The organism is Ferrimonas balearica DSM 9799 (genome assembly GCF_000148645.1).
Lineage (GTDB): Bacteria > Pseudomonadota > Gammaproteobacteria > Enterobacterales > Shewanellaceae > Ferrimonas > Ferrimonas balearica.
The window spans coordinates 2,915,078-2,939,224 of the sequence record NC_014541.1 but is presented as its reverse complement, the minus strand read 5'-3'; the positions used below and the strand labels follow the sequence as shown (position 1 = coordinate 2,939,224).

Below are 24,147 nucleotides of genomic sequence, written 5' to 3'. Positions count from 1 at the left end.
GGCGCCCCCGGGCGCCTTTTTATTTCGCTGGTGAATTTAATTGGTACAATTTTCGCGCAGTGATGTTAGGGGGTTCGATGCTGTTGTGGTTGTTTGTGGCGGTGCTGTCGGCACCGTTTTTCTATTTGGAAGCGTTGAAAGCGGGGATGGCGCCCCGACGCTGGCTGATTCAGGGGCTGTTGCTGGGCCCGTTGCTGTGGCCGCTGTTCCAGGCCGAGCGCCAGCTGCATCGTCGTGCGGTGCAAAAAAACGCGGCCAGCTGGGACAGCTGACCGCGTTGATTTTTCCTGTCGGCTCCTCAATTCATCAGGAGCCCACTCTCACCGGTTTGGTGTTCTCTCTTAGTGCCACCAACGTTCTGCGGTGATCACTTCCAGGTTCTGCAGGCCGCTTGGCAGTGCCACTTTCTTGCGGCGAGGACAAAGACCCAGAGCTTGTTTGATTTTGGTCAGCATAGTCATCGTTTCTACCTCTCTGATGTCTGGTCGTTAGGCTACGGAAGAAGGCTTCAGCCAGGGAATGTTGCGGGTGCTCTCAGGCTTGGGCTGAGGCTTTTGCTGGCTTTGCTTAATCCACGGTACGGTGGCCAGTTCGGTCTGCTTAATCCACGGCACGGTGGCCAGTTCGGTCTGCTTAATCCACGGCACGGTGGCCAGTTCGGTCTGCTTGATCCACGGTACGGTGGCCAGTTCGGTCTGCTTAATCCACGGTACGGTGGCCAGCTCGGTCTGCTTAATCCACGGTACGGTGGCCAGCTCGGTCTGCTTAATCCACGGCACGGTGGCCAGTTCGGTCTGCTTAATCCACGGCACGGTGGCCAGCTCGGTCTGCTTGATCCACGGCACGGTGGCCAGTTCGGTCTGCTTAATCCACGGTACGGTGGCCAGTTCGGTCTGCTTAATCCACGGTACGGTGGCCAGCTCGGTCTGCTTGATCCACGGCACGGTGGCCAGTTCGGTCTGCTTAATCCACGGTACGGTGGCCAGTTCGGTCTGCTTAATCCACGGTACGGTGGCCAGCTCGGTCTGCTTAATCCACGGCACGGTGGCCAGCTCGGTCTGCTTGATCCACGGTACGGTGGCCAGTTCGGTCTGCTTAATCCACGGCACGGTGGCCAGCTCGGTCTGCTTGATCCACGGTACAGTGGCCAGTTCGGTCTGCTTGATCCACGGCACGGTGGCCAGTTCGGTCTGCTTGATCCACGGTACGGTGGCCAGTTCGGTCTGCTTGATCCACGGCACGGTGGCCAGTTCGGTCTGCTTAATCCACGGCACGGTGGCCAGCTCGGTCTGCTTAATCCACGGTACGGTGGCCAGCTCGGTCTGCTTAATCCACGGCACGGTGGCCAGCTCTTCGGTCTGCTTAATCCACGGCACGGTGGCCAGTTCGGTCTGCTTAATCCACGGCACGGTGGCCAGCTCGGTCTGCTTGATCCACGGTACGGTGGCCAGCTCGGTCTGCTTGATCCACGGTACGGTGGCCAGCTCGGTCTGTTTGATCCACGGTACGGTGGCCAGCTCGGTCTGCTTAATCCACGGCACGGTGGCCAGCTCGGTCTGCTTAATCCACGGCACGGTGGCCAGTTCGGTCTGCTTAATCCACGGTACGGTGGCCAGTTCTTCGGTCTGTTTAATCCACGGTACGGTGGCCAGTTCTTCGGTCTGTTTAATCCACGGTACGGTGGCCAATTCCTCGGTCTGCTTAATCCACGGTACGGTGGCCAATTCCTCGGTCTGCTTAATCCACGGTACGGTAGCTAATTCTTCGGTCTGCTTAATCCACGGTACGGTGGCCAGCTCTTCGACTTGTTTGATCCAGGGAACTGTCGCAAATTCTTCAACCTGCTTAATCCAGGGAACGGTTGCCTGTTTTGTTTTGTCGGAGCCTCGGTCGGTTTCGCGCTTAATTACCTGCTCTGAAGTCCAGGGGATATTTTTGAGGTCATGACTTTCTTTTGCGATCCATGGCACGCCTGCAGCAGCTTGGGCAGAAAAGAGGATAGAGGCTACAAAAGCGGAAACAGTGGTTTTAGCAAACATGACGGGCTCCTAGTCAAAAAAACAAATCCAATTTGAATTGTTTTTAGATTAGCAAGCCCTGTGCCAGTTTAAGTGACGGATTCTTGACTCAAATAAATGGGTCTTTTGGATTGAGAGAACATCAGGGACTCGAATTCCATTTCTGGAATAGGACGGCTGAACAGATATCCCTGGACCATATCGCAGCGTAACTCTTCAAGCACACTAAGCTGCGCTTTCTCCTCAACCCCCTCTGCCACGACTGACAATTCCATATTGCGCGCAATGGTAATAATGGAGGCTGCCATCATTCGGTCTTTTGCCGTAATGGCGATATCGTCAACAAAGGACTTGTCGATCTTCAGGGTGTTGATGGGGAAACGCTTAAGGTACGAGAGCGAGGAGTAGCCGGTGCCGAAATCGTCCAGCGCCAGGTGGATACCCAGTTGGTTGAGGGTACGCATGGTGGCGATGGCTTGCTCGGGCTGCTGAATCACGGTGCCTTCGGTGATCTCCAGCTCCAGCCAGTCTGCAGGCAGCCGGGTCAGCTTGAGGATGCGCTCAATGCGCTCACACAGGTCCGGCAGGATAAACTGCTGGGACGACAGGTTGACCGCAACCCGCCCTTTCAGCAGGCCCATCTGGCGCCACTTCTCGGCGGCAAAACAGGCTTGCTTCAGGACGTGTTCGCCGATCTCCACGATCAGCCCGGTCTCTTCGGCCAACGGAATGAATTCGCCCGGGCTGATCAGGCCCCGGGTGGGGTGGTTAAGACGAACCAGGGCTTCCATCCCTTTGATCTGCTTGGTGGGCAGGTCGACTTTGGGTTGGTAATACACCTCAAAGTGGTTGTCTTTGAGCGCCTGACGGATCAGGTTTTCGGTATCGAGGCGCTCCATGGCGGCCTGGTTCAGGGATTCGTTAAAGAACTGGTAGCACTGACCGCCCTGGCCCTTGGCGTGGTACATCGCCAGGTCGGCTTTACGCAACAGAGCCTGACGGTCGACATCGTCGTCCGGGAAGGTGACGATGCCGATACTGGAGTTCACCACCACTTCACCTTGCTCCAGCTGGAAGGGCTGACTAAAGGCCGCCAGGATCTCCTGGGCCAGTTTGGTGCTGTAGTTGATCGCCTGATCGCCGTCGAAGATCACGGCAAACTCGTCGCCACCAAGACGGTAGAGGGAGGCCTGTTCCGGCAGGTGGTTGCGCACCCGGTTGGCGACGTGGCAAAGCAGGGCATCACCGGCGCCGTGGCCCAGTGAGTCGTTCACTTTCTTAAAGTTGTCCAGGTCAAAAATCAGCAGGCACAGCGGCACCTGACGACGCACCAGGCTGTCCAGAGAGATCTGCAGATAACTGCGGTTGGGCAGGCCGGTGAGGATGTCGTTGTTGGTCAGTCGGCGCAGCTCCGACTCCGCTTGTTTGCGGTGGGTAATGTCACTGAATACCCCAACGTAGAAGTGGTTGTGGGTGCCACTTTCCTTAATCTGGTCGAGTGTCAGTTCAATCTGAATCAGGCGACCGTTGGAGCGGCTGAGTTCCAACTCGCCATTCCAGCGCCCCTGCTGCTGCACGATGCGGATGATGTCATCGGTATAGGCCTGCGGATAGCGATCGAACTTGAGTGTCTCGTTGACGAAATGCTCCTTCTCGAATCCGGTGATCTCAAGGCAGGCTTCGTTGACCTCCAGATAACGCATGTCGTCATCGAGAATGAACATCCCTTCGGAGATGTTGCGCAGAGCCCGGGCAAACAGGTTGAGGCGCTCCTCGGCCTCTTTAATGCTGCTGATGTCCTTGATGGTCCCGGTCATCCGGGTGGGACGGTCCTGGTCGTCGCGCTCCACAATCTTGGCTCGGTCAAGGATCCAGACCCAGTCGCCGAGTTTGCTCTTTACCCGGTAAGTGGCTTCGAAGTGGTCGCTGTCTCCACTGAAGTGGCGTGAGAGCAACTGGTTGACGCGCTCGACGTCGTCCGGGTGGATATTGCTCTCAGCCCCGCTGCTGCGTTTGCCATCCCTGGGAAACTCAAGAATCCCCCAGATATTGGAGCGGTAGATCCGGCCCGCCTCCATATCCCAGTCCCACATCTCATCGCCGCTGCCCCATAGCGACAACTTCAACCGCTCTTCGCTTTGGGCGATGCGCGCCTGAACCCGCTGACGACGCAGGAACTCCCGGTAAACCACCAGAACCAGTGCCAGGATGGCCGCACCATAAGCGAGTTTGGCGTAGCGGGACAGCCACCAGGGGGGCGTGATGATGACGTTTAGCGAGGAGGTCTGTGCGGAGCCGTCGATAAAGGGGATCGAGGCTCTGACCTCGAGGGTGTACTCGCCGTGGGGAATGTTGGTGAAGGTGGCGAATCGCTGGTTGATGTCGGTCGGGATCCAGTTCTCGCTCAATCCTTCCAGTCGGTAGTCATAAGTGATCAGCCCCGACAGGTTACTCTCCAGGCTGGTGAAGTAGAAGGAGAAGGGGTAATCGCTGTATTTCAGTTTGACCTGTTCTGCCGCAACGATGTTTTGCTTCAGCTTATCGCCAACCTGAACCTCCTGATTAAAGACCCGGAAGGAGGTGAACTTTGGGGGGCTGATGGACTTATCAATCTGGCGTTTAGCCAGTTCCAGGCGATTAAAGCCCTCGGTGCCGCCAAAGAAGACAAACTGTTCGGTGGAGAGCGAGGACATTCCGTTAAACTCAGCCTGGGCACCGTACGCCTCGTCGTAGAAGTTGACGACGTTGAGCGAGGTTTTGTCGATCTCAACAATGCCCGAACTGGTGGAAGCGAAGGCCGAGTTGCCGTTGCTGGACATGCTGTATACCAGCATCTCTTTCTCTTTCGGCAGGTTAAAACGCACCTTCGAGGGTTTGTTGTTCTCATCGATAAGGAAGAAGCCTTCACCGACCGTACCCACCAGCAAACCATGACTCAACACGTCGATGGCGGTAATGATTTTGTCCTTGAGAAGGTTCGCCCGCTGAACCCACAGATTTAAGTCGGGCTCGAACTGGTAGATATGAACCCCGCGCTGGCTGCCGATGAGCATACGGTCGCCATCGATGGTGAGCGTTAACACCGTAGATGTCAGCTGGGGGGACAGACGCTCATCGTCGAGTGACAGGTCAGGCTCGAGGCGCAAAATCCCTTTTGAAAAGGTGCCGATATAAAGCTCAGAACCGGCAGAGGCCATGGAGGTGAAGATGGTGTTGCGGTACTCGAGGTGAGTCGCGCTATCGGACGCATCGACAATGCTTAACCCGTTCTCGCCAGTGACATAAAGCTTGTCCAGATGGCGGTGCAGGGACTTGGCACCATTGATGCCGATGTCGAGCTGTTGGGCAATGGAGAGATCCGCTGAAAACGCCACTAACTGGTTCGTTTCATTGGCCAGCCACACTTTGTTGTTGTGGGTTTCCAGACTCCAGATTTGATTGCAGCCAGGGGCGTCACAAATGTTCTGGTAATGGGTCAGTGCCGACTCCGGCGAGTTGACTTTGGCTAATCCCAATCCCACCAGTCCTACCCAGAGGTTATCGTCAGTATCGATATAGAGGGATTGTGCCGTAGCGTCGAAATCAAACGCTTTGTTTACCTGTACCTCGCCGCTCTCTGACTCTTTCAGCGTGTAGAGAGATTTGTCACTGATAAAGTACAGCGTATTCTCAGAACGGTTTTTGGCAATGTGGATAACGTTTCCGGTAAACCATTGCTGTTGGCTGACATGATCGGCGCCGATTTTGAAAAGGCCGACATCGGTAGCGGCGTAATTCACGCCGTTATAGTCGATGATGGCGTTAAGCTGGCCCGGAACTTCAACTTCTGAAAACTGACCGGACTGGATATCGAGTTCGTAAGTTTGGCCTTTGAACTCGGAGACCAACAAGGTGTGCTCACCCGTTATTTCGACGTGCCGTATCCCATTATTGCTGCCAAGCAGCAACCGATACTCTTTGTAGGTTCGGGTCCGGACGTTGTATTCAATAATGCTGGACTCGGTACCGATAAATAAGGTGTCCCGGCGAACCCGTAAACTCCAGTAACTCGAGTCTGAGGGCAGTTCAAGGACTTCAAAGCGATCGGCGGCAAAGTGGTAGCGGTAGATGTTTTGTCGGGTAAGCACCCACATGTGACCCTGCTCATCGATCTGCAGGTCACGGATGGTGGAATTGGCCAACCCATGACTGTCTACATTGGCAGAGTTGTACTGTCGAAACCGGTCTCCATCAAGGCGATTGAGGCCGTTGATGGTGCCAGCCCAGATAAAGCCCGTCGGGTCCTGCACAATGCTGGTGACGGAGCTTTCGGAGAGGTTGTGCTCCAGCCCGTAGTAACTGAGGTTGTAGGTAGGGGTGAGCTGTCGCTCAGAGGCGCCCGCTGTAAGGCAGATACAGAGAAGAAGCAGCGCAATCCATGGCTTCATCAGGCGTCCCGTTGAGTCCTTTAAAGCAAATTAATTATTGTTATCAGAGGGTAACGATAGCACTGAGAGGCAGTGACGCCAACACCTGAGGACGATTCATTGCTGATGCTTTAAGCAACCGCATTTTGAGCCACGAAGGCGGATCCTATCTACAGCGACCAAAATCCGGGGCCGCTGTAGATTCTCCCTAGAAATCAATCAGGTCGGCCTGGCCCTTAAAGTAGCTCAGGTCGGTGATCTGGCGTTCGCCGGAGAGGGGCTCGTGTTCGCTGTGGGAGCCTCCGATGGAGTAGAGCACCAGGCGATCCGGATTGCTGCGCCGCATCTGCTGCATGATGTAGCGGATAAGGTCAGCCCGCTCCAGCTTCTGAATCGCCTCGGCGATCTTTTCGCGATGGTCAAAGTCGGTGTCCTTGTTGCCGATGCTGACCCACAGGCGCTGGGCCTTGGACTTGAGGTTATTGTCCTGCTCCAGGATCTGGTTGCAGAGCGCGTCTTTGGTGGCTTGCCACTGGCTGGCGGAGATCTGCATCAGGGCGTAGCTGTAGTCGGCAATAAACTGGTCGATGGACTCCATCAGCTGCAACGGGCCGGCCACCGGACTCTGGACATAGAATATGATGCCCGGACAGCGGTTCATCGGTACATAGCTGGTGCCCACCATATAACCCAGCTGTTGCTTGGTGCGCAGCTCGTTAAAGAAGCTGCTGGTCATACTGTGGTTGAGCAGGCAGAACAGGGCCATCTTATCCAGATCGCTTTGCCGCGACTGGTAGTAAACGATGATGGCGCTGTCCTGATGGTCATGGCTGATCTCGCGCAGGATGGTGCCGCGGCCCTGGATGCTGATCAGCTGGCGCTGCACCTCCGGGCCCGGCTTGGACACCTGGGACAGGGTGTGATTCAGGCGCTGGCTCAACCCTTCCGCTTCAGCCTGCAGCCAGTCCCCGTAGATCAATCCCTCCACGTGCACGCTCTGGTACAGGGTATCGATGTGGTGATGCAGCTGCTCGAGGGAGCAGTTCTCCAGTGCGGCGGCCATATTCAGGGGTTCATGACTGCGGCGTTGCAGGGTGGCGGTCAGGGCATTGAACAGACGGGAGATGGGCCGCGCGGTGCGGATGCCATTCCAGTTGCGCAGCAACTGGGCTTTCAACTCGTTAAAGCGCTGGGGCGCGAAGTCCCGTTGGCGGGCTTTGCGCAGCAACAGATCAAGCAGCTTCTCCTGGCCACCGGTAAAGCCGCTGAGATGCAGGGTCAGACCGCCCTGATGGGGATAGATGTTGTAACTGAGTCCGGCCACTTCCGCCTGATAGGTGGGCTCTGCCAGCGAGTCCATCAGCATGGCGATATAGAGCCGGGTGAGGGCAGCGGTGCGGGCATCATGGTGACTGCTCTCACTGTCCAGTGCCAGGAAAAGGTGTGCCTTGGGGACATGGAAGTCCTGGTCTTTCTTGAACCAGAGTGACAGCCGTGACAGCTCCGGCAGCAGCACCGGATGGGGGCCGGGACTGGCTTCCTCACGGGGTTCCAGCAGCCCAACCAGATAGGGGTTGGGGTCTGGCAGTGCCAGTTTGGGGTGGCGCTCGCCGCTGAGCCAGCCAGCCCGGCGCGCCTGGCTGATGGGCAGGCAGGCGTATGGGGTGTCATACCACTTGGCGCGCTGGTCGGTGTCGAGGTCCGGCGCGATCAGGGTCAGGCGGACCCCATCCGGGGTGAAGCTGGCGAGAATGTAGTTGACGGTATCGTGGTCCAGGCCATCCATGCGGTAATCGCCATACGCCACGTCTTCATCGTCGTAATGGTGCATGTTGATGGCGAGGTGGCTGGCCAGGTCCAGAGGTTTGCTGGGCTCCTGAAACCGGAAGGCGCGCTCGAGCAGTTGCTGCCGCTCCTGATAGCGCCAATCCTCTACGCCGCCTTCCCGGATCATCTGCAGATACTGGAAGGTCATGGCCAGGATGCGGTCCGGGGCAGCCAGTCCTTTTTCGGTCAGCTGATAGCTGACGTTGTAATCCTTGAAGTTGTAGCCATTGATGCCGCCTCCGGCACTGAGCTGGCTGACCAGGCCTTCATACTTCAGCACCGACAGCAGGCTTCCGGGCCCTTCATAGCCGAGCAGGTAGGAGAGGTAGGTCAGTGGCTTATGCCGGTACCAGGGGTCGAGCGCGGGCAGCGGGAAGGTCAGGGTCATCTGGCGCTGTCGCTTGTTCGGCAGCATCCGTATCTCGATGTTGCGGTCCTCGTCGCGGTACAGCGGCACGTCCGGCAGGGATTTGGTCAGCTTCAGGTTGGCGATGGCACAGAAATGAGCCTGAACCATGGCTTCGGCCTGATCCAGGGACAGCGGGCTGACCACCACCAGGGTCATCAGGTTGGCGGAGTAGTGCTGGCGATGGAACGCCAGTAGCTCTTCCCGTACAGGACGGTCCGGGCGGTCCGCCAGAGTCTGCTGGTTGCCGACGGAGAACTTGGAGAAGGGGTGGGCCGGATTCACCGTTTCCTTGTGCACCTGGTAGAAGCGGCGCATGTCGTCCTGCAGCTTCATGCGGTACTCGGAATCCACCGACTGGCGCTCTTTCTCGACCAGGGCCGCATCAAACAGCGGGGCCGTGAAGAACTGGCTGAAGCGGTGCAGCGCCGATTCCAGGGCTGCGGGCTCCACATCGAAGTAGTAGCTGGTGAACTCCGGGCCGGTCCAGGCGTTATGGTTGCCACCATGTTCGCTGATGAACTGCTGGTACTCCCCCGCTTTGGGATAGTCGCGTGTTCCCAAAAACAGCATATGCTCAAGGAAGTGCGCCATGCCTTCGCGGTCGGCAGGGTCATCAAAATGGCCGGCACGCACCGCCATGGCGGCAGCCCCTTTACTGGCTTCGGGGTCGTGCACCAGGGTGACACGCAAGCCATTTTCCAGCACCACTAAGCGGTAGTGCCGGGGGTCGTTGGGACTGATTATTAGCTTGTCGGTCATATCCTTATCCTGGAACACCCGCCGGGGTCGGCTGGCTCCTGCTGCCTTCGGAAAGAAGATCCAGTTTGCGCGTTGTCGCCGACGGGTGCAATGTTACCTCGATCACTAACGACTAAAGACTAGTCAATCAGGGCTTTTTTCCTGAGAAAGCGGCGGGATAAGATAGGGACTGAGATGTCACTTTGAACGCATTCATGAAACTGTTTTTGATGCGCCATGGTGAGGCCAGCTTCGATGCCAGCACCGATCGACAGCGGCCATTGACACCATTAGGCGTTACCCAGACTCAACAGATGGCCGCCCACCTGGCCAGCCGGATTGCTCAACTGGACCAGGTGTTTGTCAGCCCCTATCTGCGGGCCCAGCAAAGCTGGCAGGCCTGTGAAGTGTTGTTGCCCAAGGCTCAGAAGATCCACACCCTGAACGAACTGGTGCCGGAAGCCTGCCCCCAGACCGCCCACGACCTGCTGTTGGCATATATGGACGTTCAGGGTGCCGAGACCGGCCTGGTGATCGCCCATATGCCGTTGTTGGGCTACCTGGTCAGTGAGTTTGTTCCCGCTGAAGCTCCCCCGCTGTTCGCCACCTCGGCACTGGCGCAGATTGAACTGAAGCCCACGCCCACCCTCATCAGCCTGCAGGGGCCGTCAGATTTAGCCCTCGTCGGTTAAACCGATATCCACCAATATCAGCAGAGCGCCGTCGCCGCCCCACTCCAGTGGAGCCTGGTGAAAGGCCATCACATCCGGGTGCTGGGTCAACCAGGCTGGCACCTGGCGCTTTAGCACGCCACTGCCAAGCCCGTGCATGACGCTGGCGCAGCTGATGTGCTGTTTCTTACAGGCGTTGATGAGGGCGATGATCTCGTGTCGTGCCTCAGCCTGGGTGTAGCCGTGCAGGTCCAGCAGCAGGTCGGGCACGTAGTCACCCCGGCGCAGCCGCTTCACTTCGTAGCTGGATACCCCGTCACGGACATAGCGCATCGGCCCCTCCGTAGGCAGGGCAGGCTGGTAGCTGTCGGAAAAGTAGTGGTCGGCTTCGCGACGCTGTTGCTGCTGTTGCACCGCCTGGCGGCTGGACTGGGCACGGCGGTGCACCACGGTGTCGTGGTTCAGGGGGCGGATGCCATCAACGGTATCCCGGAACAGTTCGAGTTCGTCGGGAGCCAGAGTATTCTTTTTCTTCATAACGCCATTTTATGCCAAGGCGCCTTGAGATAGGAACCTACAGCGCCATTGGGTACAATGGCCGCCATTCGTCAGCTCTAAGGACCCCCCTGTGGAAAAGATCTTTCTCGATGAAGCCATCACCGAGCTTCACACCATCGACGACATGCTGCGCTGGTGCGTAAGCCGTTTTAACGCCGCTGGGATCTACTACGGCCACGGCACGGACAACCCCTGGGATGAAGCCGTTGCGTTGGTGATGCACACCCTTCACCTGCCGCTGGAGATTGGCAACCAGGTGCGTGGCGCCCGCCTGACCAGCACCGAAAAGCATCGCATCGTCGAATTGGTGATCCGCCGTGTGCGTGAGCGTGTGCCGGTTCCCTACCTGACCAACACCGCCTACTTCGCTGGCCTGGAGTTCTACGTGGATGAGCGCGTACTGGTGCCGCGCAGCCCGTTTGCCGAACTGATCGAAAACGACTTCAAACCCTGGCTCTACAACAAGCCGGTGAATCGTATCCTCGACCTGTGCACCGGCTCCGCCTGCATTGCGATTGCCTGTGCCTATGCGTTTGAGAACGCTGAGGTGGATGCGGTCGACATCAGTGACGACGCACTGGAAGTGGCCCAGATCAACATCGAGCAGCACGGCATGCTGGAGCGGGTGTTCCCGATCCAGTCTGACGGCTTTACCGCGCTGGAAGGGCAGAAGTACGACCTGATCGTCTCCAACCCGCCCTACGTGGACGCTGAAGACATGGGCGACCTGCCGGAAGAGTTCCACCACGAGCCGGAACTGGGCCTGGCCTCTGGCCGCGACGGTCTGGACCTGACCAAGCGCATCCTGGCCCGTGCCGCCGACCACCTGACCGACGATGGCATCCTGATCGTGGAGGTGGGTAACTCCATGGTGGCCCTGGCCGAGCAGTACCCGGAAGTGCCCTTTACCTGGCTGGAGTTCGAGCGTGGCGGTGACGGTGTGTTCCTGCTGACCCGGGAACAACTGCTGGAAGCCCAGGACCTGTTCGCCATCTACCGCGATTAAAGAATTAGGAGTGCGTCGCCATGGCCGGCAACAGCATCGGAAAACTCTTTACCGTCACCACCTTTGGTGAAAGTCATGGCCCCGCGCTTGGGGCCATTGTTGATGGCTGCCCTCCGGGGCTGGCCATCTCCGAAGCCGACCTGCAGGGCGACCTGGATCGCCGTCGCCCGGGCAGTTCGCGCTTTACCACCGCACGGCGTGAACCGGACCAGGTGAAAATCCTGTCCGGCGTGTTTGAAGGCAAGACCACCGGTACCCCGATTGGCCTGCTGATTGAGAACACCGACCAGCGCAGCAAGGATTATTCGGAGATCGCCCCGCTGTTTCGGCCGGGCCACGCCGATTACCCTTACCACCACAAATACGGCAACCGCGACTATCGCGGCGGCGGTCGCAGCTCCGCGCGGGAAACCGCGATGCGGGTGGCGGCCGGTGCCATCGCCAAGAAGTACCTGGCCGAACAGCACGGCATTGAGATCCGCGCCTGTGTCAGTCAGCTGGGCCCGATTGCGGCGCAGCAGTTCGATTGGTCCGTGGTGGAAACCAACCCCTTCTTTTTCCCCGACCCCAGCCAGCTGGAGGCACTTGATGAGTACATGCGGGCACTGAAAAAGGAGGGCGACTCCATCGGCGCCAAGGTGCGGGTGGAAGCCACCTCCGTTCCGGTGGGGCTGGGTGAGCCGGTGTTTGATCGCCTGGATGCCGACCTGGCCCATGCCCTGATGGGCATCAACGCGGTGAAAGCCGTGGCGGTGGGTGACGGTTTTGATGTGGTGACCCAGAAGGGTTCAGAGCATCGTGACGAGATGTACCCCGACGGCTTTGCCAGCAACCACTCCGGTGGCGTACTGGGGGGCATCAGCTCCGGCCAGCCGTTGGTGGCGGAGATTGCCCTCAAACCCACCTCCTCCATTATGGTGCCCGGCCACAGCATTGATGTGGATGGCAATCCGGTGGAGATGGTGACCCGAGGTCGACACGATCCCTGTGTTGGCATCCGTGCCGTGCCCATTGTGGAAGCGATGGTGGCCATTGTTCTGATGGATCACCTGTTGCGTCACCGCGCCCAGAATCTGGACGTATCTGTCACGACCCCTGTGTTGTCCATGCGAGATTGAACACTGCATGAGTGCGTTACTGGAAGGCCGTCAGCGTAAAGCGTTGGCGGCCTCTTATTTTGCGTTCTACGCCATCCTTGGCTTGATGGTGCCCTACCTCAGCCTGTATCTGGATCACCTCGGCTTTAACTCGGCCCAGATCGGCTGGATGCTGGCGATTCTCTTTGCCACCCGCATGATCGCCCCCAACATCTGGGCGGCGCTGTCGGACCGGCTCGGCACGCCGGTGCGGATCATCCGTGCCGGTGCCCTGTTGGCCGCCTTTACCTACCTGGGCCTGTTTGTGGCCAAGGAGTTTCTGGTGCTGGCGGTGGTGATGGGGATCTACACCTTCTTCTGGAACGCCATTCTGGCCCAGTTGGAAGTGGTGACGCTGACCACCCTGGCGGACCGGCCTCAGGATTATGGCGGCCTGCGCAGCTTCGGCAGCGTGGGTTACATCGTGCTGGTGGTGGGCGCCGGATGGTGGTTTGGCCTGCGTGGCCCGGCGGACCTGCCCTGGGTTGGGCTGGTGCTGTTCCTGGCTCTGCTGGGCGCCTCAATGGCGCTGACCGAAGTGGCGCCCCGTGTCCGCAACGAAGCGGAAACCGACATCCCCTTTATGAGCCAGTTGCTGCAGCGGCCGGTGCTGCTGTTCCTGCTGGCGGCGATGCTGATGCAGGGCAGTCATGGCCCGTTCTACACCTTCTACGTGCTGTACCTGCGTGGTTTGGGGCTGGGCGAAAGCACTGCCGGCATCCTGGTGGCGGTGGGGGTACTGGCGGAGATCGGCATCTTCCTGCTGGCGCCGCGCCTGCTGGGCCGATTCTCGGTGCGAACCCTGATGGCGCTGTGTTGCGTGATGACCTCGTTACGCTGGGTACTGACGGACGCGGCAGGCACCAGTGTGCTGGGGCACGGCGTTGCCCAGCTGCTGCACGCGTTCAGTTTCGGCCTGGCCCACGCCTGTGGCATCCAGTTCGTGCATCGTAACTTCAGCGCCGCCCATCAGGGCAAAGCTCAGGCGTTGTACGCCAGCGTCAGCTTCGGCCTGGGTGGGGCCATCGGGGCCTACATCAGTGGCCAGTTATGGCACAATGGCGCCGGCGCCAGCCTGACCTGGACACTGGCGGCCGTTGCCGCCGCGTCTGCGCTGGTGGCACTGTTGTTGATGGGCAGGGAGCAGGATGGTCGACGTCGATGAACTGATGGCGGTGTTTAACCGGACGCTGGGACAGCAATACGGTACCCGTCTGGTGCGTGGCACCGATGAGCCGCTGTACCTGCCGGCAGACTGGCACTGCCCCTATCATCGCATCTACTTTGCCCACGGCTTTACCGCCAGTGCCCTGCATGAGTTGGCGCACTGGTGCCAGGCCGGGCCGGCCCGCCGTGAACAGGTGGATTACGGCTACTGGTACCAGCCGGATGGTCGTGATGCCGTGCAACAGGCGGCATTCGAAGCGGTGGAAGCCCGTCCGCAGGCGCTGGAGTGGATGCTCTGCCGGGCCTGTGGACAGCCGTTCGATGTCAGCGTCGACAATCACGCCATTAAGGTGGACCGGGTGGCGTTCCGGCGCGCCGTACTGAGCGAAGTGCAGCGGGTTTACCAGCAGGGGATCCCGGCCCGGACCCGGGCCCTGATGGCGACCCTGGCGGCGCATTTTGACCGGCCGATGCCGGAGATGGACGATTTTCAGTTAAGGGATGATGGCCGTGTTTACACTGGGACTGATCATTAACCCCCTGGCGGGACTGGGGGGCAGCGTTGCGCTTAAAGGCAGCGATCAGGTGGCCGAACAGGCACTTGCACTGGGGGCGGAACCCCGGGCCCACCTGCGCATGGCCGAGGCGCTGGCCTATCTGGCGCCGCTGAAAGCGCGCATTCGGGTCTTGACCGGCAGCGGCGCTATGGGAGAATCGCTGGCCCGGGAAATGGGCTTCAATGTCGAGGTGCTGCACCAGGCCAGTGAGCCGAGCACTGCCGAGGATACCCGGACACTGGTTCGTGCCATGGCCCCGCTGCGTCCCAACCTGATCCTGTTCGCCGGAGGGGACGGCACCGCCCGTGACCTGTGCGCCAGTGTGGCGCCACAGCAACCGGTACTGGGGGTGCCCGCCGGGGTCAAGATCCACTCGGGGGTATATGGCCTGACGCCCAAGGCCAGCGGCATCGTCGCGGCCCAGATGGTCAAGGGTGAGCTGGTCAGCGTGACCGATGGCGAAGTGCGTGACATTGATGAAGCCGCGTTTCGGGCTGGTCAGGTACGGGCCCGTTACTTTGGCGAGATGACCGTGCCGGAGGCGCTGCGCTACGTTCAGGCGGTGAAGATGGGCGGCCGTGAGGATGACGCTCTGGTCACCGACGACATCGCTGCTGAAGTGGTGGAGCAGATGGACCCCGAGTGGCAGTACGTGATGGGCTCCGGCTCCACGGTGGCGGCGGTGATGGCGGAACTGGGACTGGACAACACCCTGTTGGGGGTGGACCTGATACAGGACGGCCAACTGCTGGCCAGTGACCTGACCGCCGCCGAGTTGCTGCAACGGGTACAGGGTGTGCCCACCAAGTTGGTGATCACATTGATTGGCGGCCAGGGCCACCTGTTTGGTCGGGGTAACCAGCAACTGAGCCCGGCGGTGATTCGGGCCATCGGCCGGGATAACATCATTATCCTGGCCAGTAAGAACAAATTAACCGCGCTGGCGCACCGCCCTATGGTGGCGGACACTGGCGACAGTCAACTGGATAGCGCTCTGCAGGGGCACTATCGAATCATTACCGGCTATCGGGATGCGGTGTTGTATCCCCTGGCCAACCCGGAGGACGCGTTATGTTAGAGCGGTGGGATGAGATCTGCCATCAGTGGGTTGCTGAGCATCTGGAGAATGGCAGCGACGATGAGGTGTTTGCCAGCGGCTATCTGCAGGGCCACTTTGCTGTGGTGTTGGCGGGGCTGGAGCAGCAAGCCGAGGTCAGCCTGACTGATCTGGAAAGCCGTATGGAAGCGCACCTGGAACAGGCGCGCTCCGAACTGGCACCGGGGGATATGGCACTGGTGCAGGGCGCCTGGGCCGAGTTGGCCCAGCGCCTCAGCTGATCCCTTAACGGCTGATGGGTTGCCCCTTCAGCCGTTTTCGCATCCACAACCGGCCCGGCGTCAGCCGGGCTTGTTGATCCTGATTCTGGGGGCGGGGTTCATCCAGCAGCTGGCTGACCAGCAACTCGGCGCACAGTGCTGCTGAGCAGAGTCCCCGCGAGCCCAGGCCTGACACCAGGTGCAAGCCCGGCTGCAACGGCAGCGGTTGACCCGGTTCCCATTGGGCCAACGCGTCCCAGTCGGGCAGGGGACCCACCAACGGCAGATGGTCACGCACCGCTGCCCGCACCGCCGCACGGCCGGAGTCATCCAGTGCCAACTCGTGGTGCCAGTTGGTCTCGCCAAAGCTGCGAGTCATCCGTTGAGCCACCTCGTCGCGGTCCCCGGCGCGCCAGTCACTGCCGGCATCGCCGCGGCCAAAGCTGGCGCCACAGGTGAGCCGTCCATCCTGAGCCGGCACCAGGTAGCCGTCGGCACACAACACGGTTTTCAGTTGTGCGGTGGTGGGGCCTTCCGGCGGGTAGCTGATCTGGCCCCGAACCGGATTGAGCGGCAGAGGCGCCGTCTGTGGCAGGTCGGCACTGTTGTGGCCCATCGCCAGAATCACCGTTTGGGCGCGGCCCTGTGCGCCCTCTTCGAACTGCAGCTGCCACTGTTCACCGTCATGGTGCAGTTCGGTCAGGCGGTGCCGGTAGTGGCAAAGTAAGCGACCACTCTGCTGCGCTTCGGTGAGCAGCGCCGCAGTCAGCTCCGCCGGGCACAACCAGCCGCCCAGAGGGTAGTAGACCCCCCCTTGAGTCAGCGGCACCCCGGCGATGTCACTGGCGCTGGAGGCATCAACGCCGTGCACCAGTTCCGTGGGGTAGGGGCACTGACCCAGCGCCGTTAGCCGCTGCGCGCTTTTGTCATCAATGGCCAGCTGCAGCACGCCACTGAGCTCGTGGGCAATGGGGTAGCCCGCCTCCACCATGCTGAGCAGGGTTTGCCGGGCCAGCGGGAACGCCTGCTGGAAAAATCGGGAAAGGCCATCGTCCGCCTGATTGAGCAGAGGGTAGATGGCACCCTGTCGGTTCCCCGATGCGGCCATGGCCGGGCCCTCATCCTGGCAGTACAGGGTGACACCCACTCCGCGTCGCACCAGCCCCAGCGCCGTAGCCGCCGCAGCCAGACCGGCGCCAACGATGGTGACCTCGGTCGGCTGTGCCGGTTCAACAATGGGGGCTGAAGCGGCCAGCTGGCCCCGGGCCATCTCCCGTTTGCGGCCGAATCCGGGCACTTTACTGACCTCAAACCCCGCTTCCTGTAACCCCCGGCGCACTACACCCGCCGCGGTAAAGGTGGCAAAGCTGGCGCCGGGCCGGGACAGTCGGGCCATCTGCTCAAACAGCTGGGGCTGCCACATCTCCGGGTTCTTGCTGGGCGCAAAGCCATCCAGAAACCAGGCATCGACCACGCCGTTGTGGCCGCGGTCGAGGGTGGGCAGTTGTTCCAGCACATCGCCAAACCACAGGTCCACCACCACTTCGCCACCCTGCATGACCAGACGGTGACAGCCACTGGTGGCGGGCGGGTAGTGGGCACGCAGGGTGCTCGCCATCTCGGCAAACTGGGGCCACTGGCGGTGGGCGCGACTCAGGTCCGTCACGTTAAGCGGGTACTTTTCAAAACTGACAAAGTGCAGGCGTTGACAGGTGGCGTCCGGGTTGGCTTTACGGTGGGCATTGAATCGTTGCCACAACACCAGTAGGTTGAGACCGGTACCAAATCCCGTTTCGGCCACAGTGAAGTGGCGGCGGGGATGGTCGGCCCAGCGCTCGGGTAAGCCGTTGTGCTGCAGAAAAACGTAGTCTGTTTCGGCCGCGCCATCGTGTTTGGAAAAGTAAACGTCATCAAACTGGGCGGACACAGGCGCAGCCGGATCGGACCAATCGATGCGGGCTGATTCCAGTGCGTGTGGGGATGAGGTAGTGCTCACGGGAGTCCTCATGGGGCAAGACAGAGCGCTATTTTAACGCCCTTTGGTGAAAGCCGACCAGTTGTGACCGGGCTTCGCGCTAACATAGCGCAGCTTGCGACAGATCTAACATTACAGGATGGAAGCATGAAAAGAGCGGTAATTACCGGGATCGGCGTGATCTCCAGCATCGGTAACAACGCCGAAGAGGTGACAGCTGCCCTCAAAGCCGGCAAGAGCGGCCTGAGCTACTCCGAACAATTTGAAGAGATGGGGCTGCGTAGCCGCGTCTGGGGTGATCTGAAGATCAACCCCGCTGAACACATCGACCGTAAGGTTCTGCGTTTTATGGGTGATGCGGCGGCTTACGCCTACCTCTCCATGGAACAGGCCATTGCCGATTCCGGCCTGGGCGAAGACCAGGTCAGCAACGAGCGTACCGGCATCATCGTAGGTACCGGCGGCGCCTCCTCCCTCAACCAGGTGGAAGCGGCTGATACCCTGCGCAGCAAAGGCGTTCGTCGAATTGGTCCGTACCTGGTGCCGCGCATCATGTCCTCCACCGCCTCTGCGTGTCTGGCTACCCCCTTCAAGATTAAGGGTGTGAACTACTCCATCAGCTCCGCCTGCGCCACCAGTGCCCACTGCATTGGCAACGCGGTTGAGCAGATTCAGCTGGGCAAACAGGACGTGGTATTCGCCGGCGGCTCCGAAGAGCTGCACTGGACCCTGGCCATGGGCTTCGACGGTATGGGCGCGCTGTCCACCAAATACAACGATGACCCGACCAAAGCCTCCCGCACCTACGACGCTGACCGTGATGGTTTTGTGATCTCCGGTGGCGGCGGCATCGTGGTAGTGGAAGAGCTGGAGCACGCGCTGGCGCGTGGTGCCAAGATCTACGCCGAAATCGTTGGCTATGGTGCCAACTCTGACGGTTACGACATGGTGGCTCCCTCCGGTGAAGGCGCCGTGCGCTGCATGAAGCAGGCACTGACCCAGGCGGCAGAAGCCGGCGCTGGCCCGGTGGAATACCTGAACACTCACGGCACCTCCACCCCGGTAGGCGACACCCGTGAACTGGGTGCCATCCGCGAAACCTTCGGCGACAACACCCCGATGATCAGCGCCACCAAGGCGATGACCGGCCACGCCCTGGGTGCTGCCGGCGTACACGAGGCGATCTACAGCCTGTTGATGCTGGAGCACGGCTTTGTTGCCCCCTCCATCAACGTCGATAACCTCGACCCGGACGCAGAGGGCATGTCCATCGTGACGGAATGTCAGGAAAAGGCGCTCAGCACCGTGATGAGCAACAGCTTCGGCTTCGGCGGCACCAACGCCAGCCTGATTTTCCGCAAGCTGCCTTAACCGCTTGTCGGGCCCGGTGATTCCGCATCGGGCCCGCTCTTTCCCCATCTCGCGCCAATCCGGCGCATCGGTTACACTGTCCGCCCGGACCGTTTACAACCCCCCTTCACAACATGCTCCTGGCTGATGAAAACATGGCGTGCCTGGAACCGCTGTTTGCGGACCTGACGCCCATCCATACCCGCCCGGGCAGGGCGATCTCCCTCGACCAACTCGATGACGCCACGCTGAAACAGGTGCACACCCTTTTGGTGCGTTCCGTGACGCCGGTGAACGCCGCCCTGATTGCGGCGATGCCGTCACTGCGGTTTGTCGGTACCGCCACCATCGGTACGGATCACCTCGATATTGAAGCGCTGGAATCCCGTGGCATCCACTGGGCCAGTGCCCCTGGCTGTAACGCCGAGGCGGTGGGTGAGTACGTGCTTACCGCGCTGCTGGAGCTGGCAGAGCGTGATGGCGTTGCCCTGCAGGACCGTACCATTGGCCTGGTGGGGCTCGGCAATACCGGTTCCGCGGTGGCGCGCCGGTTGGCGGCACTGGGGCTGACGGTCTGGCACTGTGACCCGCCCAAACAGGCGGCCGGCGCCAGCGGCAACTGGCTGACGTTGGACGCGATGCTGGGCTGCTGTGATGTGATCAGCTGTCACGTCCCGAATCAGACGGACACCTTTCACCTGCTTGATCATAAGCGTCTGGCCGCACTGAAACCCGGCAGCTGGCTGGTCAACGCCAGCCGCGGTGAGGTGGTGGACAATGCCGCCCTGGTGGCCGTCAAGGCGGCGCGACCGGATCTGCGCCTGGTGATGGACGTGTGGGAGGGGGAACCGGAGCCGCTGGCCGCGCTGGTCGACTGCAGCGACATCGCCACGGCGCACATTGCCGGTTATTCGGTGGAGGGTAAAATCCGGGGCACCCAGATGCTGCATCAGGCACTGGCCCAAAGCCCGGCGGCTCTGGAGGCGATGCCCGCCACCCCTTCATTGGCCCAGTTGCTTGAGGTGCCGAGGCTGCCCCCGGTCACCCTGGACGGCCCATTGGACCAGGCCAGCCTGCTGGGATTGTGCCGACGGGTCTATGATCTGGCAGAGGAGGATCGCCGCTTTCGCCAGGCGATCACCGAGCCGGGAGGATTTGATGCCCGCCGTAAGGCCAATCTGGCACGGCGGGAGTTTTCTGCACTGACGGTGCAGACCACAGACACCCGGGCGGCGACCACCCTCGCTGCCCTTGGATTTGACACTAAAGAGTAAGCGCAAATGGCATATAACATCGCGGTATTGGGCGCCACCGGCGCCGTTGGCCAAACCATGATTGAGATTCTCGAGGAACGTGAGTTCCCGGTGGCGAAGCTGTACCCGCTGGCCAGCGCCAACAGCACCGGTAAAACCGTCTCCTTCCACGGTGAAACCCTGGATGTGCTGGATGTGGAGTCGTTTGACTGGAGCCAGGTGGAGATTGCCCTGTTCAGCGCCGGTGGCAGCGTCTCTGAGCGTTGGGCCCCCATCGCCGCTGATGCCGGCTGTGTGGTGATCGACAACACCAGCCAGTTCCGCTACGACCCGGAGATCCCGCTGGTGGTGCCGGAAGTGAACCCTTACGCCCTGGCTGACTTCCGTAACCGCAATATCATCGCCAACCCGAACTGCTCCACCATCCAGATGGTGGTGGCGCTCAAGCCGCTGCACGACGCGTACGGCATCGAGCGCATCAACGTCTCCACCTACCAGTCTGTTTCTGGCGCCGGTCGCAAGGCGATTGAGGAACTGGCCAAGCAGTGTGGTCAGTTGCTGAACGCCCAACCGGCGACCCATGAGGTGTTTGACCAGCAGATCGCGTTCAACGTGCTGCCCAAGATCGACCAGTTCATGGACAACGGCTACACCAAAGAAGAGATGAAGATGGTGTGGGAGACTCAAAAAATCTTTGGTGATGCCGATATTCAGGTGAATGCCACTGCGGTGCGGGTGCCGGTGTTCTATGGTCACGCGGAAGCGATCCACCTGGAAACCCGTCTGCCCACCTCTGCGGAAGAGGCGAAGGCACTGCTGGAGCAGGCTCCGGGCGTGACCCTGATGGCCGACGATGAAGATTACCCGACCCCGTTTACCAATGCCGCGGGTCAGGATGAGGTCTTTGTCGGCCGGGTTCGTCAGGACATCTCCCACCCGCAGGGACTGAACCTCTGGGTGGTGGCGGATAACGTACGCAAAGGGGCGGCACTCAATTCCGTGCAGATTGCCGAACTTTTGGTGCGCGAATACCTGTAATATCCTTTAAACTGAGTGCTTTATCTGAGGCCGGCTTGGGTCGTACTATCTAGGTAAGCTGGCTCAGCGACCATCAACAAACGGATTGAACGCATGAAAACACGGACCCACGGCATCTGCCTGGCGACCCTGCTTAGCGCGGCCCTGCTCAGCAGCGGGCTGGCGGCCCAGACACTTCGCATCGCTGGCCCGGATGGGCAAGTCAGAGAGGTGGCGGACACCCAGTTCCAGGAGTACGGCCCCACCACTCGTAACGATACGCTGTGGCGGATTGCCAATGAGGTCCGGCCGGACCAGGGGATCACCGTATACCAGGTGATGTTGTCGATATTCCAGGCCAACCCTCATGCGTTCAACTCCAGCAACTTCAACAGCCTGGAGCGCGGCAAGATCCTGCGCATTCCCACCCGTGCGGTAATGGCCTCACTGCCCGCCAGTGAAGCCAAGGCCCGGGCCCGCCAGGATGATAAGCAATGGCAACCGGCGCCGGCCAAGCCCGCTGCGGCCAAACCGGCACCGACTCAGCCTGCCGCCCCGGTGGTGGACAACGCCGAGCTTGACCGCCTGAAAGCGGAAAACCGCCGTCTCGCCGCCCAGTTGGCGGAGCAGCAGGGGGATGGCGAACAGGTGCAGCGTTTGCGCAGCGAACTGGCAACCTCCGTTGAGGAGCTGGCGGTGATGCTGGAGCAGAATGAGCAACTGAAGCGTCGCCTGGATGCCCTTAACACCGAGATGGCGCTGCTTCAGGCCGCTCTGGATGAGCAGCAAACCGTCAACCAGCAGCTGGAGCAGCAGATGGTGGAACCGTCGCTGCCGGCAGAGGTTGAGCCTCAGCCCCAGCCGGATGCGGTGGTGGCGGAGCCGGAGTTTGTTGAAGCGGCTGAGCCGCCGAGCTTCTGGCAGAGCCTGGCCAGTAACCCGTGGTTGCTGACCCTGGCGGCGGTGATCCCGGCGCTGGCGCTGTTGCTGGCTCTGTTTGCCTGGCTGCGTCGCCGCAGCGATCAGGAGGGCGATGAGTCGGTTGAGCAACGCGACGAAGCGGTGTTTGCGGATGAAACCGTTCAGGATGAAGAGCACAACGACGGCACCCTGGAGCCGCCGCAGTTCGACGAGGCCGAGACCGCCTCGGTGCAACTGGACCCGGAGATGGAAGAGGAGGGCCAGTCCCTCAGCGACCTGCTGCGGGAGCAGGAGTCTGGCCGTGATGAGGTGGACCTGGATAGCCACCTGATGATGGACGATGACCTGGATGCGCTTCTGGCGGAAGTGGATAAGCCGGTGGATCCGGAACCGACCCAAGCACCGCCCGAATCGGTGGATACCGACTTTGACACCCTGCTGGCTGAGCCGGAACCCAAGCCCGAACCTAAGCCCGAACCGAGCCAGGAGGCACCTGGCCTGTTTGCTGAACCGGAAATCCAGCCGGCCACTGAACCGGAGTCACTGCCGGATCTGGATTACCCCGCTTCCTCTGATTTTGAGCAGGCGGAGCCGACGCCGTCCGAGCCGGAGCCCACCCCGGCCTCTGCTCAAGCCACGCCGGCGATGGACGATGAGCCCTTTATCGACATCGACAAGCTGCTGGAAGAGAGCGAGGAAGAGGTGGAAGTGGCCTACCCGGGTGTGCGTTTCGAAATGGAAGGCGCGCCAATGGGCAGTGAGATGGTGGAGGATGAGAGCGCCATCAACGCCAAACTCGACCTGGCCCGCGCCTACATCGAGATTGACGATCACGACAGTGCTCGTGCCCTGCTTAAGGAAGTGGCCTACGACGGCAACGAAGAGCAGAAGGCGGAAGCCAGCACGCTGTTGGAGCAGCTGTAAAAAATCCGAAACGGTGGCGATGGCCACCGTTTTTTTTCGCCGCTATAATGCGCCCCCTAACGCATTACAGGGGGCAAACATGCGCATCGCATTAGGCATTGAGTACGACGGCCACGGCTATTTCGGCTGGCAGCGCCAGCGTGAGGTGGTCGGGGTACAGGAGCGCCTGGAAGCCGCCATCGCCAAAGTGGCCAACCATCCGGTGGAAGTGGCTTGTGCCGGCCGCACCGACGCTGGTGTGCACGCCACCGGCCAGGTGGTGCACTTTGATGCTCAGTTTGACCGCCGTCCCGCCGCCTGGACCCTGGGCCTCAACGCCAACCTGCCGGACGGCATCGCGGTGCGTTGGGCGCAACCGGTCAGCGATGACTTTCACGCCCGTTTTTCCGCCACGGCCCGCCGCTATCGCTACATCATTTTCAACAACCGCCTGCGTCCGGGCATCCTGCGCCACGGCGTCAGCCACTACCATCATCCCCTGGATGAGGCGCTGATGCACCAGGCTGGCCAGCAGTTGCTGGGGGAGAACGATTTCAGCGCGTTTCGGGCGATTCAGTGCCAGAGCCGCACCCCGTGGCGCAACATCCACCACCTGCGGGTAACCCGTCAGGGCCAGTACGTCATCATCGACATCAAGGCCAACGCCTTTGTCCATCATATGGTGCGCAACATTGCCGGCTCGCTCATGGAAGTGGGGATGGGCAACCGGCCGGTGGAGTGGATTGCAGAGCTGCTGGAAGGCAAGGACCGCAACCTGGCGGCAGCCACCGCCAAGGCCGAGGGACTCTATTTGGTTGAGGTGGATTACCCGGCCGAATTTGGTCTGCCCCGGGCGGAACCGGGTCCGCTGTTTCTTCCCGATCCGCTCTAATCGCACGAAGTTTGAGTTTTCGCCGG

General features: G+C 60.5%; 18 protein-coding genes. 13 read left to right on the top strand and 5 right to left on the bottom strand.

Annotation, left to right across the window (positions count from 1 at the left end; all coding sequences use genetic code 11):
• The first annotated feature begins 77 nt into the window (after positions 1 to 77).
• Positions 78 to 272, top strand: coding sequence for a hypothetical protein (locus FBAL_RS13515; RefSeq protein WP_013346137.1), 195 nt, complete (start codon positions 78 to 80; stop codon positions 270 to 272).
• A gap of 216 nt (positions 273 to 488) precedes the next feature.
• On the opposite strand, the gene FBAL_RS13510 is transcribed toward FBAL_RS13515, so the two are convergent.
• The 3 genes from FBAL_RS13510 to FBAL_RS13500 form a co-directional block, all read right to left on the bottom strand.
• The gene (locus FBAL_RS13510; RefSeq protein ID WP_148226756.1) at positions 489 to 1,970 is read right to left on the bottom strand and encodes a hypothetical protein; all 1,482 of its coding nucleotides are present in this window, start codon (positions 1,968 to 1,970) and stop codon (positions 489 to 491) included.
• Positions 1,971 to 2,107: 137 nt separating this feature from the next.
• The gene (locus FBAL_RS13505; protein ID WP_013346134.1) at positions 2,108 to 6,445 is read right to left on the bottom strand and encodes an EAL domain-containing protein; all 4,338 of its coding nucleotides are present in this window, start codon (positions 6,443 to 6,445) and stop codon (positions 2,108 to 2,110) included.
• A 187-nt stretch (positions 6,446 to 6,632) separates the two neighbouring features.
• A complete protein-coding gene (locus tag FBAL_RS13500) occupies positions 6,633 to 9,419 on the bottom strand; it encodes an insulinase family protein (protein ID WP_013346133.1) in 2,787 nt (928 codons plus the stop codon).
• A 194-nt stretch (positions 9,420 to 9,613) separates the two neighbouring features.
• Here FBAL_RS13500 and sixA point away from each other — a divergent pair, with 194 nt between their 5' ends.
• Positions 9,614 to 10,090: a phosphohistidine phosphatase SixA gene (gene sixA, locus FBAL_RS13495; RefSeq protein WP_013346132.1), complete on the top strand. Its 477-nt coding sequence runs from the start codon at positions 9,614 to 9,616 to the stop codon at positions 10,088 to 10,090.
• Here sixA and smrB read toward each other — a convergent pair.
• Positions 10,073 to 10,606: an endonuclease SmrB gene (gene smrB / locus FBAL_RS13490; RefSeq protein WP_013346131.1), complete on the bottom strand. Its 534-nt coding sequence runs from the start codon at positions 10,604 to 10,606 to the stop codon at positions 10,073 to 10,075. The two genes, sixA and smrB, sit on opposite strands and share 18 nt — an antisense overlap.
• A gap of 91 nt (positions 10,607 to 10,697) precedes the next feature.
• On the opposite strand from smrB, the gene prmB reads away from it, so the two are divergent.
• The 6 genes from prmB to FBAL_RS13460 are packed head-to-tail and all read left to right on the top strand — an operon-like array spanning position 10,698 to position 15,831.
• Complete coding sequence (prmB, locus tag FBAL_RS13485; RefSeq protein ID WP_013346130.1) at positions 10,698 to 11,633, top strand: 50S ribosomal protein L3 N(5)-glutamine methyltransferase; 936 nt, start codon at positions 10,698 to 10,700, stop codon at positions 11,631 to 11,633.
• Between the two features lie 20 nt (positions 11,634 to 11,653).
• Positions 11,654 to 12,751, top strand: a complete 1,098-nt coding sequence (gene aroC / locus FBAL_RS13480; protein ID WP_013346129.1) for a chorismate synthase — start codon at positions 11,654 to 11,656, stop codon at positions 12,749 to 12,751.
• Between the two features lie 7 nt (positions 12,752 to 12,758).
• Positions 12,759 to 13,934: an MFS transporter gene (locus FBAL_RS13475; RefSeq protein ID WP_013346128.1), complete on the top strand. Its 1,176-nt coding sequence runs from the start codon at positions 12,759 to 12,761 to the stop codon at positions 13,932 to 13,934.
• Entirely contained in the window at positions 13,918 to 14,472 is a 555-nt protein-coding gene (locus FBAL_RS13470; protein ID WP_013346127.1) for an elongation factor P hydroxylase, read from the top strand. The genes FBAL_RS13475 and FBAL_RS13470 overlap by 17 nt, the downstream gene beginning before the upstream one ends.
• Positions 14,441 to 15,571: an ATP-NAD kinase family protein gene (locus tag FBAL_RS13465; RefSeq protein WP_013346126.1), complete on the top strand. Its 1,131-nt coding sequence runs from the start codon at positions 14,441 to 14,443 to the stop codon at positions 15,569 to 15,571. The genes FBAL_RS13470 and FBAL_RS13465 overlap by 32 nt, the downstream gene beginning before the upstream one ends.
• Positions 15,565 to 15,831 (top strand): YfcL family protein, encoded by a 267-nt coding sequence (locus FBAL_RS13460; protein WP_013346125.1) that lies wholly within the window; start codon positions 15,565 to 15,567, stop codon positions 15,829 to 15,831. Before FBAL_RS13465 ends, FBAL_RS13460 begins: the two co-directional genes overlap by 7 nt.
• Positions 15,832 to 15,835: 4 nt before the next feature.
• Here the strand turns inward: FBAL_RS13460 and mnmC are convergent, their stop codons facing one another.
• The gene (gene mnmC, locus FBAL_RS13455) at positions 15,836 to 17,806 is read right to left on the bottom strand and encodes a bifunctional tRNA (5-methylaminomethyl-2-thiouridine)(34)-methyltransferase MnmC2/FAD-dependent 5-carboxymethylaminomethyl-2-thiouridine(34) oxidoreductase MnmC1 (protein WP_013346124.1); all 1,971 of its coding nucleotides are present in this window, start codon (positions 17,804 to 17,806) and stop codon (positions 15,836 to 15,838) included.
• Between the two features lie 126 nt (positions 17,807 to 17,932).
• Between mnmC and fabB the strand changes: the two genes are divergently transcribed.
• From fabB to truA, 5 genes are all read left to right on the top strand, one after another.
• The gene (gene fabB / locus FBAL_RS13450) at positions 17,933 to 19,156 is read left to right on the top strand and encodes a beta-ketoacyl-ACP synthase I (protein ID WP_013346123.1); all 1,224 of its coding nucleotides are present in this window, start codon (positions 17,933 to 17,935) and stop codon (positions 19,154 to 19,156) included.
• 134 nt (positions 19,157 to 19,290) lie between these two features.
• The gene (locus FBAL_RS13445; RefSeq protein WP_171814270.1) at positions 19,291 to 20,409 is read left to right on the top strand and encodes a 4-phosphoerythronate dehydrogenase; all 1,119 of its coding nucleotides are present in this window, start codon (positions 19,291 to 19,293) and stop codon (positions 20,407 to 20,409) included.
• A 6-nt stretch (positions 20,410 to 20,415) separates the two neighbouring features.
• Complete coding sequence (locus tag FBAL_RS13440) at positions 20,416 to 21,426, top strand: aspartate-semialdehyde dehydrogenase (protein WP_013346121.1); 1,011 nt, start codon at positions 20,416 to 20,418, stop codon at positions 21,424 to 21,426.
• 93 nt (positions 21,427 to 21,519) lie between these two features.
• Entirely contained in the window at positions 21,520 to 23,250 is a 1,731-nt protein-coding gene (locus FBAL_RS13435; protein ID WP_013346120.1) for a FimV/HubP family polar landmark protein, read from the top strand.
• Between the two features lie 79 nt (positions 23,251 to 23,329).
• A complete protein-coding gene (gene truA / locus FBAL_RS13430; RefSeq protein ID WP_013346119.1) occupies positions 23,330 to 24,121 on the top strand; it encodes a tRNA pseudouridine(38-40) synthase TruA in 792 nt (263 codons plus the stop codon).
• The last annotated feature ends 26 nt before the right edge of the window (positions 24,122 to 24,147 follow it).